Source organism: Variovorax sp. LjRoot130 (assembly GCF_964253755.1).
Lineage (GTDB): Bacteria > Pseudomonadota > Gammaproteobacteria > Burkholderiales > Burkholderiaceae_C > Variovorax.
Window position 1 is genome coordinate 4,605,425 of record NZ_CAXURM020000001.1, and the last position, 18,251, is coordinate 4,623,675.

Genomic DNA, 18,251 nt, shown 5'->3' on the forward strand with positions numbered 1-18,251 from the left:
GCCCGCGCGTTCAGCGCGCGGCGTTGCGGTCGGTAATCATCTTCGGGGTGATAAAGACGAGCATTTCGGTCTTGTTGGCAACGCGATTGCGCGTACGGAACAGCGCCCCGACATAGGGCACTTCACCGAGCACCGGCACGCGCGATTCATCGTTGGTTTCGGTGAGCTCGAAGATACCACCGATGACCACCGTGCCGCCGTTTTCGACCAGCACCTCGGTTTGCACGTGCTTGGTGTTGATCGCGAAACCGGCCGTGGTGGCCTGGCCGACCGTGTCCTTGTTGACGTCGAGCGTCAGGATGATGTTGCCCTCGGGCGTGATCTGCGGCGTGACCTCGAGCTTGAGGTTGGCCTTGCGGAACGCGATCGAGGTGGCGCCGCTGGAGGTGGCGACCTGGTAGGGCAGTTCAGTGCCCTGCTCGATCAATGCCTTGGTCTGGTCTGCAGTCACCACGCGCGGGCTCGACACCACCTTGCCCTTGCCGTCGGCTTCGAGCGCGGAGATTTCCAGGTTCAGCATGCGCGAGAAGCTGGAGTTGAAGAGCGAGATCGCGAAAGTGCCCGGCGCATTGCCGTTGCCGGAAACGCCGGTCGACGGCAGGTTCACGAAGTTCGAATTGGTGAAAGTCGTCAACGCGCTGCCCGTCGTGGTTGCCGTTGCCGGCGTGACGACCGGCATGACGCCGACGTTGCCGAAAATCGGGCGGCCGCTGTTCGAGCCCACCGTGCCGCCGGCGACGCCGCCGCCGAGCCGCACGCCCAGGGATTTGCCGAAGGTGTCCGAAGCCTCGACGATGCGCGCCTCGATCAGCACCTGGCGAACCGGCACGTCGAGCTTCTGGATCAGCTCGGCCACCTGCGCAAGGCGCGAGGGGATGTCCGAAACGAAGAGCTGGTTGGTGCGCGATTCGGCGATCACGCTGCCGCGCGGGCTCAGGATGCGCGTCGTCGTTCCCGAACCGCCGCCACCGCCGCTCGATGCGCCCGTGCCGGTCAGGCCCTGTGCGATGGCAATGGCCTTGGTGTAGTTCAGCTGGAACGATTGGGTCCGCAGAGGCTCCAGGTTCTGGATGGCAGCCTGGGCTTCGAATTCGAGCTTTTCCTTGGCGTTGATTTCGTCCTTGGGTGCGATCCACAGAACGCTGCCGTTCTTGCGCATGCCCAGGTTCTTCGCCTGCATGATGATGTCCAGTGCCTGGTCCCAGGGCACATCCTTCAGGCGCAGGGTCAGCGCGCCGGTCACCGAGTCCGAGGTCACGATGTTGAAATTCGTGAAGTCGGCGATCACCTGCAGCAGCGAGCGGATTTCGATGTTCTGGAAGTTCAGCGAGAGCTTCTCGCCGCTGTAGCCGGCGCCTTGGGTGAGCTTGGTCGGGTCGACCTTGCGCGGGCGCACTTCGACGACGAACTGGTTCTCGCTCTGGTAGGCGCTGTGCTCCCAGTCGCCCTTGGGCTCGATGGTCATGCGCACGCGGTCGCCGGACTGCTGCGTCGTCACCAACTGGACGGGCGTGCCGAAATCCGAAACGTCCAGACGGCGGCGCAGGCCCTCGGGCAGGGTCGACTTGGTGAATTCGACCACCAGGTTCTTGCCTTGCTGGCGAATGTCGACGCCCACCTGGTTGTTGGCCAGGTCGACGATCACGCGGCCGGTGTTGTCCGAGCCCAGGCGGAAATCGACGTCGCGCAAGGGCAAGGTGTCCCGGTTGCGGTTCTCGGCAAATGCGGAAGGCGTGGAAGCAACCAATGCGGCGCCCGGAACGGGCTCCAGCGAAATCAACAAGGACTTGCCCTGGATCTCAGCCTTGTACGCGGTCGCCTGCTTCAGGTTCAGGACCAGGCGCGTGCGTTCACCGGCCTGCACCACGTTGACCGAGCGCAGATTGCCCTGGTTGACATCGATCGCCGAACGGCCGATGGCATTCGTCACACCCGGGAAATCGAGCGCGATGCGCGCCGGTGTCTGAATCGCGAAGCCGGTTGGCACGGCAGACAGCGGTTGCGTCAGGTCGACCCGAATGACTTCGGCGCCGGATTGCATCGAACTCGTCACCGATTCGATGGCGTTCTGCGCCTGCGCGACGGCGATCGTGCCGAATGCAAGCAGGCTCACGCCAACAGCGCGCAGCCACTGCGCGAACATTGTTTTCTTGGAATTCATTTCGACCTCTCTTGCAACTGCAGCGTCGCCACGCGTTCGATCCATTCACCGGCGGCGTCCTGCACGATTTCACGCAAGCCGAGTTCGGTTTCACTGATACGGGTGATGCGCCCGTAGTTGAGTCCCAGATAGTTGCCGACGCGCACTTGGTACAGCAGCTTGTCGACCGTGACCAGGGCCACCGGCTCGCCCTTGCGGTTCATGCTGCCGACCATGGCCATCGAATCGAGCGGGAAAGCCTCGAGGGCCTCCTTGCGGCGAGCCAATTCGGGCGCGATGAGCCCCGACGTGCTCGGCTGGTTCGAGTCGCGCCGCAGAGCCTGCGTCAGCTTCTGCATGTTGAAGGGCTCGAAGGCACTGGCCTCGGTGTAGGCCTGGGGCGTGAACTTCTTCGGCTCCGTGATGGGCGGAACGTTGGGGCGCACTTGCGCCCTCTGCTCCGCCATCCAGCGCTGAAGGTCCTCCTGCTCCGACCCCATGCAACCGCTGAGGCCGACGGCAGCAATGCCGAGCCACAGAAAACCGAGCGTTCTCATTTCTTCTTCGCCCCCGCCGCGGCGCGTTTCTGCGCCGCCTGCTCTTCATCGTCCAGATAGCGGAAGGTCCGCGCCGTGGCATCCAAGGTCAGAGCGCCATCCTTTTGCGGCGTCACCGACAAGTTGTTCAAGGTCACGATGCGGGAAAGGTTGGCGACGTCCGCGGCGAAGGCGCCCATGTCGTGGTAGCGACCCGTCACCCGCACGGCGATCGGCAGCTCGGCGTAATAGTCCTTCACCGAAACCTGCCCCGGACGGAACAATTCGAACTGGAGACTGCGGCCCAGCCCGGCCTGGTTGATGTCGGAGAGCAATGCGTCCATTTCCGCTTTGCTCGGCAGCTGCTTTTCGAGCAGGGTCACATACTGCTGCACCTGCTCGCGCTGCTTCTTCAGCAAGTCGAGGTTGGCGGCCTGCGCAACCTTCTTCTGATAGTCCGCTTTGAGCGTGACTTCCTTCGCGCGCTCGGCTTCGAGTTCGTCGTTCGAATTGGTGAGCCACACGAACCACAGTGCCACCAGCACAATGGCCGTGACGGCGACGCACAAGGCGTAGCGCGGCACCGGCGGCCAGACGGATGGGTCGTTCGGATTGAGACCCCGGAACTGATCCCCGAAGCGCTGCGCGGCGGCAGCGATGTCGATCTTTTGGGAAGCGCGCGTTGTTGCCATGATGACGCCTATCCCTTGACTGCAGCCGATGCCGCCGTGGCCGCACCGGCCGCGGCCTTCTGAGCATCCGTGGGCCGCTTGAGGCCGATGCGCATGGTGAAGTTCGCAACCCGGCGCTGGTCACGCGGACTCAGATTGATATTCGCGGACGTGATTTCGACCAGTTCCGGCTTGACCAGCCACGGGCTGTTGTTGCCAAGATTGCGCAGCAGTTCCGACACGCGTTCGTTGGACTGCGCCATGCCTTGAAGCGTGACCGTCTGGTTGTCCTGTTTCATGCTCGTCAGATAGACACCGTCCGGCAGCTGGCGAACGAGCTCGTTGAGCAGATGCACCGGCAGATTCCGATCGCCCTGCAGGTCTTCGACCGCCTGTTGCCGTGCACGCAAGGCCGCAATTTCGGCCTGCAAGGTCGAGATTTCCTTGATCTCCGCTTCGAGCTTGGTGATCTCGGACTGCAGAAAGCTGTTCTTCGCTTGCTGGCCGGAAATCTGGGCCTGGTACCAGAGGAATGCCGCACCTGCGATCAGGCAGCCGAGGACCGCCGAGGCGCCCAAAGTCGCATAGAAGGCCTCTCGCCTGCGCTTGCGCGAAGCCTCCCTGTGCGGGAGCAGATTGATCAGAATCACTGCAGAAACCTCCGCATCGCCAAGCCGCACGATGTCAGATAGGACGGGGCCTCACGGCGCACCTTCTTCTCCCGGATTCCACTGCCGATCTCCATCCCGTCGAAGGGATTGACGAGCGAACAGGCAAATGAAGTCTGCCGCGTCACGGCGCTGGTCAGCCCCGGGAGCGATGCCGAGCCGCCCGCCAGCAACACGTAGTCGACGCGGTTGTGCGGCGTGCTGGTAAAGAAGAACTGCAGCGCCCTGGCGATCTCCTGGGCGATGCTTGCCACGAAGGGCTTCAGCACACCCGAACCGTAGTCGTCGGGCAAATCGCCGCTGCGCTTCTTGGCTTCCGCCTCTTCCGCGGAAAAGCCGTACTGCCGAACGATCAGCTGGGTGAGCTGGGCGCCGCCAAAAGCCTGGTCGCGGTCGTAAAGCACTTCCTGGTTGCGCAAGACCTGCATGCTCGTGGTGAACGCTCCCACCTCGAACAGCGCGACCACGGCATCGCGGCCTTGGCCGGGGAGTTGCTCGATGAGCCGCGCCGTGGCCAAGCGCGAAGCATAGGATTCGACATCGAGAATCATGGCCTTCAGCCCTGCCGCCTCGGCCAAACCTTGGCGGTCCTGCACCTTTTCCTTGCGCGACGCGGCGATCAGAACCTCGACATCGCCTGCCGAATTGGCGCTCTGCCCGATGACGCAAAAGTCCAGGCTCACTTCGTCCAGCGAAAAGGGGATGTATTGATTGGCCTCGGACTCGACCTGGATCTCGAGCTCCTGCTCGCTCATGCCGCCCGGCAGAACGATCTTCTTGGTGATGACGGCCGAAGGCGGCAACGCCAAAGCGGCGTTTTTGGTGCGGGTGCCGCTCTTGCGGACAACGCGCCGCACCGCTTCGGCGACCTCGTCGAATTTCTCGACGTTGCCGTCGGTGATCCATCCCCGTTCCAGAGGCTCGATCGCACAACGCTCCAATACCAGCTTGCCGCTGGCATCGCGGCCGAGCTCGACCAGCTTCACACTGGACGAACTGACGTCCAACCCGAGCAGTGGCGCGGGCTGACGGCGAAACAACGATCCCAAAGCAGTCAAGTTCGATCCCATCCGTTTGTAACGATTGGAAATATTTGCGAGTGGTTGCATGCTAGCAGGAGGTGCACGGGCAACCAAGCGGCGAATCCTCACTCCAGCGACAAGCGTTGTCAAAAGGGGACGTAACAGTACGGTTCTGCAACTTTGGTCACAAATGCGAGTACTTGGGTTTTATGCGCGCCCCGAGAGCCGTCCGAAGGGGTCGCCTTTTTATAATGAGCGCTGACTTCTCCACCTTTCATGCCCGAAAAAACTCGCCCCAACGGGCCCGCCAGAACCCCTCCTCCCACGCGCCCGGCCTGGCTTTCATGGCTCATGCGCATCGTGCTGTGGGGCTTGGGTATCGCTGCGGCCGGGGCGGCATCCCTGGTCTGTGTGATTGCCGTCGCGCTGGCCGTCGCCTATCCGAACCTGCCGGACATCTCCGAGCTCGCCGACTATCGCCCCAAGCTGCCACTGCGGGTTTTTTCCTCGGAAGGCACTCTGATCGGCGAATTCGGCGAAGAGCGCCGCAACCTCACCCCGATCGCGACCATCCCGAAGGTGATGAAGGACGCCGTGCTGGCGGCGGAGGATGCGCGCTTCTACGACCACGGCGGGGTTGATTACAAGGGCCTGGTCCGCGCCGGCCTGGCCAATATGAATCGCGTCAAGAGCCAGGGCGCCTCCACCATCACCATGCAGGTGGCGCGCAATGTCTACCTGAGCTCGGAAAAAACGCTGACCCGCAAGATCTACGAGGTGCTGCTGACCTTCAAGCTCGAGCACCTGCTCTCCAAGGACCAGATCTTCGAGATCTATCTGAACCAGATCTATCTCGGCAACCGGGCCTACGGTTTCGCGGCGGCATCCGAAGCCTATTTCGGCAAGCCCCTCAAGGACATCACGATCGCCCAGGCGGCGATGCTGGCCGGGCTGCCGAAGGCGCCCGGCGCCAACAACCCGGTCAACAACCCTGCTCGTGCACGAGGGCGCCAGCTCTATGTGATCGACCGCATGCAGGAAGCCGGCTTCATCACGGCCGAACAGGCAGCAGAAGCCAAGAAGGAAGAGCTGCACCTGCGCGACGCCGCGGATCCGACGCGGCTGCATGCCGAATACGTGGCCGAAACCGTGCGCCAGCTGATGTACGCACAGTATGGCGACAGCACCTACACGCGCGGCCTCAAGGTCTACACCACGCTGGTGGCCGCCGACCAGGCCGCCGCGTATCGCGCTTTGCGCAAAGGCATCATGGACTACGAGCGCCGCCAGATCTATCGCGGCCCCGAGAAGTTCGTCGACCTGCCGAGCGACCCCAAGGAGCTCGACGAGGCAGTCGACGACGCCCTGGCCGATCATCCGGACAATGGCGATGTGATGTCAGCCGTGGTGCTCAGGGCCAGCGCCAAGGAAATCAACGCCGTGCGCGGCAACGGCGACACGCTGCAGATCATCGGCGACGGCTTGCGGCCCGCGCAGTCCGGGCTCTCGGACAAGGCGCCGCCCAACATCAGGATCCGCCGCGGCGCGGTGATCCGTGTCGTGAAGACCCCGAAAAATACCTGGGAGATCACCCAGCTGCCCGAGGTCGAGGGTGCTTTCATCGCGCTCGACCCGCGCGACGGCGCGGTCAAGGCCATGGTCGGCGGCTTCGACTTCGACAAGAACAAGTTCAACCACGTCACGCAGGCCTGGCGCCAGCCGGGTTCGAGCTTCAAGCCCTTCATCTACTCGGCCGCGCTCGAAAAGGGCTTCACGCCCGGCACGGTCGTCAACGATGCGCCGCTCTTCTTCGACGCCGGCACCACCGGCGGACAACCGTGGGAGCCCAAGAACTACGACGGCACTTTCGAAGGACCGATGTCGCTGCGCCGCGCGCTCGCCCGCTCCAAGAACATGGTGTCGATCCGCGTGCTGCAGTCGATCGGCACGCGCTACGCGCAGGACTGGATCAGCAACTTCGGCTTCGAGCGCGAGAAGCATCCCGCCTACCTGCCGATGGCGTTGGGCGCCGGATCGGTCACGCCGATGCAGATGGCCACCGCCTACTCGGTGTTCGCCAATGGCGGCTACCGCGTCAATCCCTACCTCGTGACGCGCATCACCGATCACAAGGACAAGGTCCTGGTGGAGACGCAGCCTCCGCTGCTCAACGAAGCCATGCGCGCGATTCCCCAGCGCAATGCCTTCATCATGGACAGCCTGCTGCAGGAGGTGGCGCGCAGCGGCACGGCCGCCAAGGCGCAAGCCACGCTGAAGCGCCCCGACCTCTACGGCAAGACCGGCACCACCAACGACTCGCTGGACGCATGGTTCGCCGGCTTCCAGCCCACGATGGCCGCGGTGGCGTGGATGGGCTACGACACACCGCGCAAGCTCGGCGATCGCGAGACCGGCGGCGGCCTGAGCCTGCCCATCTGGATCAGCTTCATGGAGACCGCCATCAAGGGCGTGCCGGTGGCCGAATTGAACACGGCGCCGTCCGGCGTGGTCAACGTCGGCGGCGAGTGGTACTACGACGACTATGCACCGGGCCGAGGCGTCGCGACCCTGGGCGTCGAGGCCGGCCCGACGCCGCCGGCCGAAGCGATCTCGGGCGTGCCAGTCAGTCCGGCACCTCCGCCGGAAGAGCGCAACCGCATCCTCGAGCTCTTCCGCAACTGATCGTCAGCCGGCCACGAACTGCAAGGGCTGCCCGGCTTGCGCAGTCGCTTCGCGCGACAGGTTGCCGAAGAGCTCTTCCCCGGTCTTGGTGTCGACCCACGCACGGCCGTCGTGCCGGTAGTGGTAGCCGCCGGACTTGGCCGCCAGCCAGATTTCACGCAACGGCGGCTGCAGGTTGACGACCAACTGGCTACGGTTGCGAAAGGTGATCGTGATCATGCCGCCCACGCGCTGGTTGTCGATATCGGCGTCGGTCGCGTCGTTGATGCGGTCGCAGCTGCGCTCGATGGCGGCCAGCGCCGCTTCCGCGCGGTCCATGTACTCGGGGTCGGCCATTACAGTTCTTGTACCTTCGCGCTCAGGCGCTTGATGAGGGGTCTCGTAGCGGGCTTTCCGGCACCGCTTCCAAGCACGATATTGCCGTGAATCCGAATCCGTCGTGCAGCAGTGGGCTTGGCGATCGCAACTCGACGGTGACCAAGCCATGCCACCGGGCCTGACGAGCGGGCGTTACAGCCGGCCCGCCTGGATGTCTGCTCGTAGGGCGTCGTTCGCTCGCGTCTGCCAGCCCGGGCCGGAGGCCTTGAGCGCCTCCAGCACGTCCGCATCGAAGCGGATGGTGGTGGACACCTTGACATCCGCCTTCACGCTGCCTGCCGGTCGGCCACGCTTGCGCGCAGCGATCTGTGCCGGCGTATGCACAGCGGCATGTTCGCCGCGCTTCATTTCGTCGATGGACTTGAGCAGATCTTGCTCGAACTGCATCACGTCGGGGTCTTTGATCTTAGGCATTGATCGCCTCCTTCAGTTTCACCAGAAAGGCCGGTGCAATGTTGTCGAGCTTGGCCTTCGTATAGACCAGCAACAACACCAGATCACCCTGGTCGTTGCGGTTGAAATAGATCACGCGGACGCCGCCGCGCTTCCCCATGCCGGGACGGGTCCAACGGACCTTGCGCAGACCGTCAGTGCCCTTGCGCAAGGATTATTTGTTACTACAAAAAATATGCTCAACCGCCACTTGACCCGGTGCACTGGTTGGAACCCCGAAGGTCAGGAGGTCCGCCAAGCGACCAATGGTCGAAAAGTACAATTTCACCATGTTGAATGTTCATCAAATTCTAGTGAGCGCGATTGGCCTCGCAATCGTTGGGGTCGCGCTGACCGGCTGCGGCCAGAAGGGCCCGCTCTATCTTCCGACCGATCCGGCCGCAAAGAATCGCGCCACGCTGCCGGGTTTGCTGATTCCCGAATCGTCGCGCAACGAGCCCGCCAATTCGCCCCCACAGGCGCCGGCAACGACCGAAGGAACGAAGTGAGCAGCGACCCGCGCCTTCCGGGACATCCCCACATCGCACGCAAGAACGGCACCTTGCACGTCGAAGGCGTGCCGCTTTCGACCCTGGCGCGCGAGCATGGCACGCCGCTGTTCGTCTATTCGAAGCAATGGATGCTCGATGCGCTCGGCGCCTACCAGCGCGGCTTCGACGGCCGCGACGCGCTGGTCTGCTATGCCATCAAGGCCAACTCCTCGCTGGGCGTGCTGCGCGTCTTTGCCGAAGCGGGCTGCGGCTTCGACATCGTCTCCGGCGGCGAGCTCGCGCGCGTGCTCGCCGCGGGCGCCGACCCTGCCAAGGTGATCTTCTCCGGCGTCGGCAAGACGAAGAGCGAAATGCGCCAGGCGCTCGCGGCCGGCATCGGCTGCTTCAATGTGGAAAGCGAGGCCGAGATCGATGTGCTCAACGCCGTCGCGCTCGAAGAAGGCCGGCGCGCATCGATCAGCGTGCGCATCAATCCCAACGTCGACCCGAAGACGCATCCCTACATCTCGACCGGCCTCAAGGGCAACAAGTTCGGCGTGGCGCACGACCGCGCGGTCGCGATCTACCAGCACGCCGCGTCGTTGAAGGGGCTGCAGATCGTCGGCATCGACTGCCACATCGGTTCGCAGATCACCGACGCCTCGCCCTACCTCGAAGCGCTGGAGCGCGTGCTCGACCTGGTCGAGGCGATCGAGAAGGCCGGCATTGCACTGCATCACCTCGACTTCGGAGGCGGGCTGGGCATCGACTACAACGGCGACACGCCGCCGGCGGCCGATGCGCTGTGGCAGCAGCTGCTCGCGCGCCTCGATGCGCGCGGCTTCGGACGGCGCCGGCTCATCGTCGAGCCCGGACGTTCGCTGGTCGGCAACGCCGGGGTTTGCGTGACGGAAGTGCTCTACACCAAGCCAGGCGAGGACAAGAACTTCTGCATCGTCGATGCGGCGATGAACGATCTGCCGCGGCCCGCGATGTACCAGGCTTTTCACCGAATCGTTCCGGTGGCTGAGCGCCAGGGCGAGACGGTCAGCTACGACGTCGTGGGCCCGGTCTGCGAGAGCGGCGACTGGATCGGCCGCGACCGCGCGCTCGCGGTGGAAGCAGGCGACCTGCTGGCCGTGCTTTCGGCCGGCGCCTACTCCATGGCCATGGCGAGCAACTACAACACGCGCGGGCGTGCCGCCGAAGTGCTGGTCAGCGGTGAGCGTGCCGCCTTGATCCGCCGGCGTGAAAGCATCGAGGACCAGCTGCGCAGCGAACAGCTCAGCGACTGACCGGGCGCAGCGCAGGGCGCTGCACCCTCTTCTTGCCGCTCGCGAAGTTCCAGGCGCGCCAGCCCAGCAGCAGCGCGATGATCGCGGCATAGACGAACACTTCCGCGAAGTCGTTCTTGCCCGCGCGCATCCAGAAGAAGTGCAGCAGGCCCAGCCCGGCGATCACATAGACCAGCTTGTGCAGCGTCTGCCAGCGCTTCGCGCCCAGCGCCTTGATGGCCCGGTTGAACGAGGTCGCGGCCAGCGGCGTGAGCAGCACGAAGGCCGAGAAGCCCACCAGGATGAACGGGCGCTTCGCGATGTCCTTGGCGATCTCCGGAACGTCGAAGCCCATGTCGAACCAGCTGTAGCTCAGCAGATGGACCACGACATAGAAATAGGCGAACAAGCCCAGCATGCGGCGAAAGCGCGCCAGCGCATTGGTCTTGGTGATCACCCGCAGCGGCGTCACGGCGAGCACGATGCAGATGAAGCGCAGCGTCCAGTCGCCGGTCGAGCGGATCAGGTACTCGGCGGGATTGGCGCCCAGGCCATCGGTGAACGCACCATAGACCAGCCATGCGAAGGGCAGCAATGAGAGCACGAACACCAGCGGCTTGACCGCCGGGTGCATCAGAAGCTTGTTCACGAAGCCGCCGCCGGGCCGCCCCAAGGCGGCTCGCGCCCCCTTCGGGGGCAGCGAGGACACGTCAGTGCCGAGCATGGGGGCAGCCATTTCAATAGAGCTTCTTGAGGTCCATGCCAGCATAGAGCTGGCCGACCTGGGGCTCGTAGCCGTTGAAGATCTGCGTCTTGTGGCGCTTGGCGAACAAGCCCCCGCCGTCGCCGATGCGCCGCTCGGTCGCCTGGCTCCAGCGCGGATGATCGACGTTCGGGTTCACGTTCGAATAGAAGCCGTATTCCTGCGCCGCGGCCTTGTTCCAGGCCGTGCCGGGCTCCTTCTCGACAAAGCGGATCTTGACGATCGACTTGCCGCTCTTGAAGCCGTACTTCCAGGGCACGACGATGCGAACCGGCGCGCCGTTCTGGTTGGGCAGCACTTCGCCGTACATGCCTAAAGTCAGCAGCGTGAGCGGGTGCATTGCTTCGTCCATGCGCAAGCCCTCGACGTAGGGCCAGTCGAGCACGCGCGAGCCGACGAAGGGCATGGTCTTGGGATCGGCCAGCGTGACGAATTCCACGTACCTGGCGTTGCCCTGCGGCTCGACCTTCTTGATGAGTTCGGCCAGCGAGTAACCGACCCACGGAATCACCATCGACCAGCCTTCGACGCAGCGCAAGCGGTAGATGCGTTCTTCCTGCGCGCTGAGCTTGATCAGGTCCTCGATGTCGTACTTGCCCGGCTTCTTGACCAGGCCTTCGACCTCCACGGTCCAGGGCCGGGTCTTCAGGGTGCCGGCGTTCTTGGCCGGATCTGCCTTGTCGGTGCCGAACTCGTAGTAGTTGTTGTAGCTCGTCGCGTCCTTGTAGTCGGTGAGCTTTTCCATGGTCTGCGCACCCGGCACCGCCGACTTCGCGCCCTTCAGCGCCGCCAGCTTGCCCGGCGCGGTGGCCTGCGCCAGGGCGTCGCGCGCGGCCCACGAGGCCAGGGCCGCTCCGGCGACGCCGCTCGCCAGCAGCTTGAGCATGTCGCGCCGCCCTTCGTAGACGCTGCGCGGCGTGATCTCGCTGGAATGCGGGTGAATGAAGCCCTTGTCGCGGGAGTGAATCAACATGGATCGCCTTTCGCCTGGATGGTTGTGCTTGAGGGAGTTCGTTCCCAATGCTGATTCGGTTACGCGCCAGGCGTTCATCCGGTTTCACTTCACCGCGAAAACCCGCGGGTCGCTCCTACAAGGTGCCGTAGCTGTGCAATCCGCTCAGGAACATGTTGACCCCCAGGAAGGCGAAGGTCGTCACCGCCAGCCCGCCCAGCGCCCACCAGGCTGCCACCGTGCCTCGCAGGCCCTTGACCAGCCGCATGTGCAGCCAGGCCGCGTAGTTGAGCCAGACGATCAGCGCCCAGGTTTCCTTCGGGTCCCAGCTCCAGTAGCCGCCCCAGGCGTCGGCCGCCCACAGGGCGCCGAGCACGGTGGCGATGGTGAAGAAGGCAAAGCCGACCGTGATGGACTTGTACATCACGTCGTCCAACACCTCGTTGGCCGGCAGCCGCGCGGCGATGCGCTTGCGGCCCAGCAGGATGCCGGCGGCGATCAATGCCGAGATGGCCGCATAGGCGAACCAGTAGCTGCCGCCGGCTTCCTGCACGCGCTGGCGGAACGCCACGGGCACGAAGCACAGCGCCACGCCAAGCAGCCACATCGGCGTGAGCTTGTACCAGCGGGTCTCCTGCGCCTGCTCCTTGATGAGGTAGGCGAAGGCCACCATCGCCGCCAGCGCAAAGGTGCCGTAGCCGATGAAATTGGCCGGCACATGCAGCTTCATCCACCAGCTCTGCAAAGCCGGCACCAGCGGCTGGATTTCGTGGGCTTCACGCACCAGCGTGTACCAGAGCAGGAAGCCGACCGCGGCGCTGACCACCAGCATCACGAAGGCACCCAAGGCTCGCGTGCCGTAGCGCGATTCGAAGTAGAGATAGAAGGTCGCCGTCAGCCAGCAGAACAGCACGAACACCTCGTAGAGGTTGCTGACCGGGATATGGCCGATGTCCGGCCCGAGCTGGTGGCTTTCGTACCAGCGCACCATGGAGCCGATCAGCGCCATCGTGACGGCCGCCCATGCGAGGCGCGAGCCGATGAGGTCCATGGTGTCGGCCTGCTTGGCCGCAAAGAAGCCGATCCAGTAGAACAACGTGCTCATGAAGAAGAGCACGCTCATCCACAGGATGGCCGACTGGCTGGACAGCAAGTACTTGAGCCAGAACACCGTGTCGGCACGCGCCAGGTCGCCCTGGTAGGAGGCGATGCCCAGCAGCGCGGCTGCCGCCACCACGATCGCCAGCACGCGCAGCGGCCGCCAGAACCAGCCGAGCCAGATGGCGGCGGGCATCGCCGCCAGCAGGATGATCTTCTCGTAGATGTCCATCGCGCCGACATAGCGCGAGAACGCGAACAGTCCGCCGGCCAGTACCAGCGCGGCAAACACCCAGTCGAAGGCGTTGCGGCGCGAAAGCCAGCCGTCGTTCAGTGTGAGGGTGGTGGTGCTCATGGGGCGGTGTCTTTCCTGCTGGCGAGCAGCTTGTCTTTGAGACGCTCGAATTCGCGATCGCTGTCGATGGTCTTGCGGTTGACCGAAAAAGCCATGGTGGCCGCCGTGCCACTGGCGCTCGCGTCCTTGGCGAGCCACACCCACAGCCTGCGCTCGCGCACGTACAGCATCGCAAAAATGCCCACGATCAGCAACAGGCAACCCAGATAGACCACGTTCTTGCCCGGCGCGCGAGCGACCTGGAACACGCTGGCCTGCACCTGCTTGAAGTCGGTCATCATCATCGCCACCGGCGCGGGGTAGAAATACGCGTCGCTGATGGCGAGCACCGCCTGGGTCAGGAAGGCTTGCGACTTCTCGTCGGCCGGCAAGGCCGTCAACCCCGCCTTCTCGCGGCTCAGATTGAGCACCTCGAACAGCACGTCGTTGAGGATGCGCACCAGCACCGCGCCGGCGCGCTCCCGGTCGGCCTCGGGCACGTTCGCTTCCATGAATTCGGCGATCGCCTGCCAGCCGCCGGCGCTCACCGCGTCGGCCTTGGCCCGCTCGGTGCCCGCGAACAGCGCCAGCGCGCGGCCGGCCGAGATGCGCAGCTGCTCGGCCAGCTCGGGCCGCTTGGAATCGGCCGCGCGCGCGATGTAGCGCTCGATGGCGCGCGTGCGCGTGTCGGCATCGGCCAACGCGGCGCGCATGCGCACGAAGCCGTCCATCGAGCCCTGGTCGTCGGCCGGTACGCGCAAATAGCGGAAGGGCTCCTCCGGCCGCTCGCGCATGCCGAGCAAAAAGACCGGCTGGCCGTCGCCGGTATCGACCGGCACCATGTAGTTCTGGTACTCGCGCGCCTGCCCCGCCGCGTCGCGCAGCTTGTAGCCGATGCTCGGGCCGATGTTGCGCAGCACCTTGGGCTTGTTGGTCTTGTTGGCCGCGCCCAGGCGCGATTCGATGCCGCTCGTCAGGTCGACCTTGCGCACGTCGGCGCCGCTGGTCATCGCACCGCCGGCGCTCTCGCCGAAGTTCTCGACGTTGATCACGCGCAGCGCCGTGTACTCGAGCGTCAGCCGGTCGGTGCCGTTGGTGATCTCCGAGCTGTTGCCGATGATGCCCTCCACTTCGAAAGGCTTGGCCGCAGCCGCCATCGGCACCGCCTTGAGCTTCACGCTGGAGCCGCCGTCGTCGAAACTCGACTGGTAGATCTCGATGCCCTTGTAGCTGGCCGGGTGGTTCACCTCGATGCGCGCCGGCACCTGCGCGCCGGTCTCGCGGTCGTGCAGCACCACCTCGCTGGCGAACAGCTTGGGCATGCCGGTCGAGTAATAGTCGACGATGAATTTCTTGAGCTCGATCGAGAACGGAAGGTCCTGCAGCAGCACGCCGTCGGCCTGGTTCAGGATCGCGACGCTGCCCTGTCCGCCTTCGGGCACCAGGATGTTGCCGCGAAAGGTCGGGTTGCTGGGCGACAGGCGGTGCCGTGGCGCAACGTCCGCGATCAGGCCGCCGCCGGTGTAGACGCTCTTGCCGTTGAACCAGGTCTGGGCGCGCACGATCAGGTCGCCGTCGAGCAGGCCGCCGAGGCACACCAGCACGATCGCACTGTGCGCCGCGATGTAGCCGAGCTTGTGGGCGCCGCCTGCGCGCGCGGCCACCATCCAGCCGTCGCCGTCGCGGTGCTGCAGCTTGACCTTCCAGCCGCCGCCCGCCAGCAACTGGCCGATGCGGTTGGCCGCGGCGTCCGGGCTTTCGTCGAGAACCGTTTCGGCCCGCTGGCCGAAAGCCTTGAGGCTTTGCGCGCGGATGCCTTCCTTGAGAGTCCTCAGGTCCTTGAAGATGTGCGGCGTATTGCGCGCGATGCACAGCGAGGTGCTGATCACCAGAAAGGCCAGGATCAGCAGGAACCACCAGGCGCTGTAGATCGAATCGAGCCTGGCCGCGCGGAACACCTCGGCCCAGAAAGGCCCGAACTGGTTGACGTAGTTGTTGATCGGCTCGTGCTGCTTGAGCACGGTGCCGATGATCGATGCAATGCAGATGACCGTGAGCAGCGCGATCGCGAAGCGCATCGACGACATGAGCTCCACCGCCGCGCGGACCACGTGGGGGCCGCGCCGGACTCGAAGGCCGTGGGTGGAAACTGACATGAAGGGGAATCGTGGAAAGCAAAAAGGCGGGCCATCCTCGCTGGATCGGCCCGCCTTGTTTGGGTTTGTTATCGGCGGTTAGTTCACGCTTGCGCGCCGGAAATCAACGCAGCCCGGCAATGTAGTCGGCCACAGCCTTGATCTCGCGGTCGTTGAGCTTGGCGGCCACACCGGTCATCTGCGCAGCATTCAGGCGCCCGCCGTCGCGGAACAGGGTGAGCTGCTGCACGATGTAGTCGGCATGCTGGCCACCCAGGCGCGGGTACTGGGCCGGGATGCCGGCACCGTTGGGGCTGTGGCAGCCGGCGCAGGCCGGGATCTGGCGATCGCCCAGGCCGCCGCGGTAGATCTTCTCGCCGAGCGACACCAGGTCCTTCTCCTTCGAGAAACCGGTCTTGACCTTCTTGGAACCGACGAACCAGGCGATGTTGCGCATGTCTTCGTCGGACAGCGCCGAAGCCAGCGGCTTCATGATGGCGCTCTTGCGCTTGCCGGACTTGAAGTCCTGCAACTGCTTGAGGATGTATTCGGGGTGCTGCTGCGCCAGCTTGGGATTGGCCGGGATGGCCGAGTTGCCGTCCGCGTTGTGGCACGAGGCGCAGCTTTGGCTGTTGGCCGGCGCGGCATTGAAGATGGTGTCGCCCTTGGCGGGATCGGGCTTGGGCGCCTTGGCAGGCGCCTCGGCAGCCGGCTTGGCCCCGGGCTCATCGGCCGCGAAGCTGGTACTGGCGGCGGCGCCCATGAGGGCTGCGAGCAGAAAATGAGCGAACAACTTCATAGCGGGGGGCTTGGATTTATGGCGCAAAACCGCGCGATTCTACAATGGCGCCCCGTTCCGAAAGCTCATCGATGACCACCCCGCGGCGCCTGCCGGCCACTCCCCCTTCCCGCAAGGCCCCTGTCGTCGATGCCGCGGCCGCCGAACGCATCCGCGTCGCACGCGGTTGGCTGCACACTGCGCACTTCCTCACGAGTGCGCCCCAGCTGGAACACCTGCCGGCCTTCGACCTGCCGGAGATTGCCTTCGTCGGGCGCTCGAACGCCGGCAAGTCGACCGCCATCAACACGCTCACCCAGCAGACGCGCCTGGCCTTCGCCTCCAAGACGCCAGGCCGTACCCAGCACATCAACCTGTTCGGCGTCGGCAAGCAGAAGGTCGACGACGCCGTGCTGGCCGACCTGCCCGGCTACGGCTACGCAGCCGTGCCGCGCGAGGCCAAGCTGCGCTGGCAGCGCGTCATGGGCAACTACCTGATGACGCGCGAGAACCTGCGCGGCGTGGTGCTGATGTGCGACCCGCGCCACGGCCTCACCGAGCTCGACGACATCCTGCTGGAAGTCATCCGCCCGCGGGTCGAGCAAGGCCTCAAGTTCCTGGTGCTCCTGACCAAGGCCGACAAGCTCACGCGCTCCGAAGGCGCCAAGGCGCTGTCGATTGCGCGACTGCAGGCCGGCGGCGGCGAGGTCAAACTGTTCTCGGCCTTGAAGCAACAGGGAGTCGACGAGGCGGCCGAACTGCTGTGGCGCTGGGCCCATCCGCAGAACGAGCAGCCCGCAGAACCGACAGAAGAAGGAGACAACGAGCCATGATCGAAACCTTTGCGCGCGCGCTGCCCAACGGCACCACGCTCAGCTGCCGCGCCGCGGGCGCACCCGGCCGCCCCCTGATGATGTTCCTGCACGGCTTTCCCGAGGCCGCCTTCATCTGGGACGAGCTGCTCGAATACTTCGCGAGCCCCGAGCACGGCGGCTACCGCTGCGTGGCGCCGAACCTGCGCGGCTTCGAGAAATCGAGCTCGCCCACCGAGGTATCGGCCTACCGCGCGCACCTGCTGGTGCAGGACATCGAGCAGCTCGCCCAAAGCGAAAACGCGGACGGTCGCATCGAGGCCCTGGTGGCGCACGACTGGGGCGGCGCCTTCGGCTGGGGCTATGCCAACCAGCACCCGGACAAGCTCGGCCGCCTGGTCATCATCAATTCGCCGCATCCGGGCACCTTCACGCGCGAGCTGCTGAACAATCCCGCGCAGCAGGCCGCGAGCGCCTACATGAACTTCCTCGCGCGGCCCGATGCCGAAGCGCTGCTTTCTGCCGACGACTACAAGCGCATGTGGCTCTCCTTCACGCAGATGAAGGCCGGTGCCGACGGTTTCGGCTGGCTGACCGAAGAAGTCAAGAACAAGTACCGCGAGGTGTGGGACGCGGGCCTCACCGGCGCCTGCAACCTCTATCGGGTCACGCCGATGAAGCCGGCCTTGCCCGGCAAGCCGTCCGAGATTCCGACGCTGCCACGTGAGCGCCTCGTTGTGGAGGTGCCCACTTTCGTCTTCTGGGCACTCGATGACGCCGCGCTATTGCCGGGACTGCTCGAAGGACTCGAAGAGTACGTGCCGAAGCTCGAGATCAAGAAGGTGCCCGGCGCCACGCACTGGATCGTGCACGAGCAGCCGCAGTACGTCGCGAGCGAGATCGAGGCCTTCCTGCAGCGCAATCAATAGACTGCGGCCGCCGCCGGGCCGCCCCAAGGCGGGCCGCGCCCCGAGTCGCCGCCAGAGGCAGCACCCCTTCAGCCCGTCCAAGCCTGCGCAGGCAGGCTTGGAGCCGCGGGCTTCAGCCCCTCGGGGGGTGGCGAAGCACACGAAGTGGCAAGCCGG

18 protein-coding genes are annotated in these 18,251 nt (G+C 64.9%); 5 read left to right on the top strand and 13 right to left on the bottom strand.

Annotation, left to right across the window (positions count from 1 at the left end):
* Window positions 1–10 precede the first annotated feature (10 nt).
* From pilQ to ACSQ86_RS23030, 5 genes are read right to left on the bottom strand one after another with little or no spacing between them, the layout of a single operon-like run.
* On the bottom strand, window positions 11–2,161 hold the full coding sequence (gene pilQ, locus ACSQ86_RS23010; RefSeq protein WP_436305197.1) for a type IV pilus secretin PilQ: 2,151 nt from the start codon (window positions 2,159–2,161) through the stop codon (window positions 11–13).
* The gene (locus ACSQ86_RS23015; RefSeq protein WP_436293280.1) at window positions 2,158–2,697 is read right to left on the bottom strand and encodes a pilus assembly protein PilP; all 540 of its coding nucleotides are present in this window, start codon (window positions 2,695–2,697) and stop codon (window positions 2,158–2,160) included. Before ACSQ86_RS23015 ends, pilQ begins: the two co-directional genes overlap by 4 nt.
* Window positions 2,694–3,368 (bottom strand): type 4a pilus biogenesis protein PilO, encoded by a 675-nt coding sequence (locus ACSQ86_RS23020; protein ID WP_436309641.1) that lies wholly within the window; start codon window positions 3,366–3,368, stop codon window positions 2,694–2,696. The genes ACSQ86_RS23015 and ACSQ86_RS23020 overlap by 4 nt, the downstream gene beginning before the upstream one ends.
* Before the next feature lie 8 nt (window positions 3,369–3,376).
* Window positions 3,377–3,997, bottom strand: a complete 621-nt coding sequence (locus ACSQ86_RS23025; protein WP_436305199.1) for a PilN domain-containing protein — start codon at window positions 3,995–3,997, stop codon at window positions 3,377–3,379.
* A complete protein-coding gene (locus tag ACSQ86_RS23030) occupies window positions 3,994–5,073 on the bottom strand; it encodes a pilus assembly protein PilM (protein ID WP_093106143.1) in 1,080 nt (359 codons plus the stop codon). The genes ACSQ86_RS23025 and ACSQ86_RS23030 overlap by 4 nt, the downstream gene beginning before the upstream one ends.
* 240 nt (window positions 5,074–5,313) lie before the next feature.
* On the opposite strand from ACSQ86_RS23030, the gene ACSQ86_RS23035 reads away from it, so the two are divergent.
* Window positions 5,314–7,719: a penicillin-binding protein 1A gene (locus tag ACSQ86_RS23035; RefSeq protein ID WP_436305200.1), complete on the top strand. Its 2,406-nt coding sequence runs from the start codon at window positions 5,314–5,316 to the stop codon at window positions 7,717–7,719.
* A gap of 3 nt (window positions 7,720–7,722) precedes the next feature.
* On the opposite strand, the gene cyaY is transcribed toward ACSQ86_RS23035, so the two are convergent.
* From cyaY to ACSQ86_RS23050, 3 genes are all read right to left on the bottom strand, one after another.
* Entirely contained in the window at window positions 7,723–8,055 is a 333-nt protein-coding gene (cyaY, locus tag ACSQ86_RS23040) for an iron donor protein CyaY (protein WP_436305201.1), read from the bottom strand.
* A gap of 174 nt (window positions 8,056–8,229) precedes the next feature.
* Window positions 8,230–8,511 (bottom strand): BrnA antitoxin family protein, encoded by a 282-nt coding sequence (locus ACSQ86_RS23045; RefSeq protein ID WP_436293277.1) that lies wholly within the window; start codon window positions 8,509–8,511, stop codon window positions 8,230–8,232.
* Window positions 8,504–8,701, bottom strand: coding sequence for a hypothetical protein (locus tag ACSQ86_RS23050; RefSeq protein ID WP_436305202.1), 198 nt, complete (start codon window positions 8,699–8,701; stop codon window positions 8,504–8,506). Before ACSQ86_RS23050 ends, ACSQ86_RS23045 begins: the two co-directional genes overlap by 8 nt.
* A gap of 94 nt (window positions 8,702–8,795) precedes the next feature.
* Between ACSQ86_RS23050 and lptM the strand changes: the two genes are divergently transcribed.
* Window positions 8,796–9,038, top strand: coding sequence for an LPS translocon maturation chaperone LptM (gene lptM / locus ACSQ86_RS23055; RefSeq protein ID WP_436305203.1), 243 nt, complete (start codon window positions 8,796–8,798; stop codon window positions 9,036–9,038).
* Window positions 9,035–10,315, top strand: coding sequence for a diaminopimelate decarboxylase (gene lysA / locus ACSQ86_RS23060; RefSeq protein ID WP_436305204.1), 1,281 nt, complete (start codon window positions 9,035–9,037; stop codon window positions 10,313–10,315). The genes lptM and lysA overlap by 4 nt, the downstream gene beginning before the upstream one ends.
* On the opposite strand, the gene ACSQ86_RS23065 is transcribed toward lysA, so the two are convergent.
* The 5 genes from ACSQ86_RS23065 to ACSQ86_RS23085 all read right to left on the bottom strand — a co-directional run bounded on the left by ACSQ86_RS23065 (window position 10,305) and on the right by ACSQ86_RS23085 (window position 16,375).
* Window positions 10,305–10,943 carry a sulfite oxidase heme-binding subunit YedZ gene (locus tag ACSQ86_RS23065; protein ID WP_436306341.1) on the bottom strand — a complete coding sequence of 213 codons (639 nt, stop codon included), beginning with the start codon at window positions 10,941–10,943 and terminating at the stop codon, window positions 10,305–10,307. The two genes, lysA and ACSQ86_RS23065, sit on opposite strands and share 11 nt — an antisense overlap.
* 88 nt (window positions 10,944–11,031) lie before the next feature.
* Window positions 11,032–12,030 (bottom strand): protein-methionine-sulfoxide reductase catalytic subunit MsrP, encoded by a 999-nt coding sequence (gene msrP / locus ACSQ86_RS23070; RefSeq protein WP_436309642.1) that lies wholly within the window; start codon window positions 12,028–12,030, stop codon window positions 11,032–11,034.
* A gap of 115 nt (window positions 12,031–12,145) precedes the next feature.
* Window positions 12,146–13,462: a c-type cytochrome biogenesis protein CcsB gene (ccsB, locus tag ACSQ86_RS23075; RefSeq protein WP_436305206.1), complete on the bottom strand. Its 1,317-nt coding sequence runs from the start codon at window positions 13,460–13,462 to the stop codon at window positions 12,146–12,148.
* Window positions 13,459–15,597, bottom strand: a complete 2,139-nt coding sequence (locus tag ACSQ86_RS23080; RefSeq protein WP_436305207.1) for a cytochrome c biogenesis protein ResB — start codon at window positions 15,595–15,597, stop codon at window positions 13,459–13,461. Before ACSQ86_RS23080 ends, ccsB begins: the two co-directional genes overlap by 4 nt.
* 103 nt (window positions 15,598–15,700) lie before the next feature.
* Window positions 15,701–16,375 carry a c-type cytochrome gene (locus ACSQ86_RS23085; RefSeq protein WP_436293271.1) on the bottom strand — a complete coding sequence of 225 codons (675 nt, stop codon included), beginning with the start codon at window positions 16,373–16,375 and terminating at the stop codon, window positions 15,701–15,703.
* Window positions 16,376–16,446: 71 nt separating this feature from the next.
* Here ACSQ86_RS23085 and yihA point away from each other — a divergent pair, with 71 nt between their 5' ends.
* On the top strand, window positions 16,447–17,187 hold the full coding sequence (gene yihA, locus ACSQ86_RS23090) for a ribosome biogenesis GTP-binding protein YihA/YsxC (protein WP_093105562.1): 741 nt from the start codon (window positions 16,447–16,449) through the stop codon (window positions 17,185–17,187).
* Entirely contained in the window at window positions 17,184–18,095 is a 912-nt protein-coding gene (locus ACSQ86_RS23095) for an alpha/beta fold hydrolase (protein WP_436305208.1), read from the top strand. The genes yihA and ACSQ86_RS23095 overlap by 4 nt, the downstream gene beginning before the upstream one ends.
* Window positions 18,096–18,251: the final 156 nt, after the last annotated feature.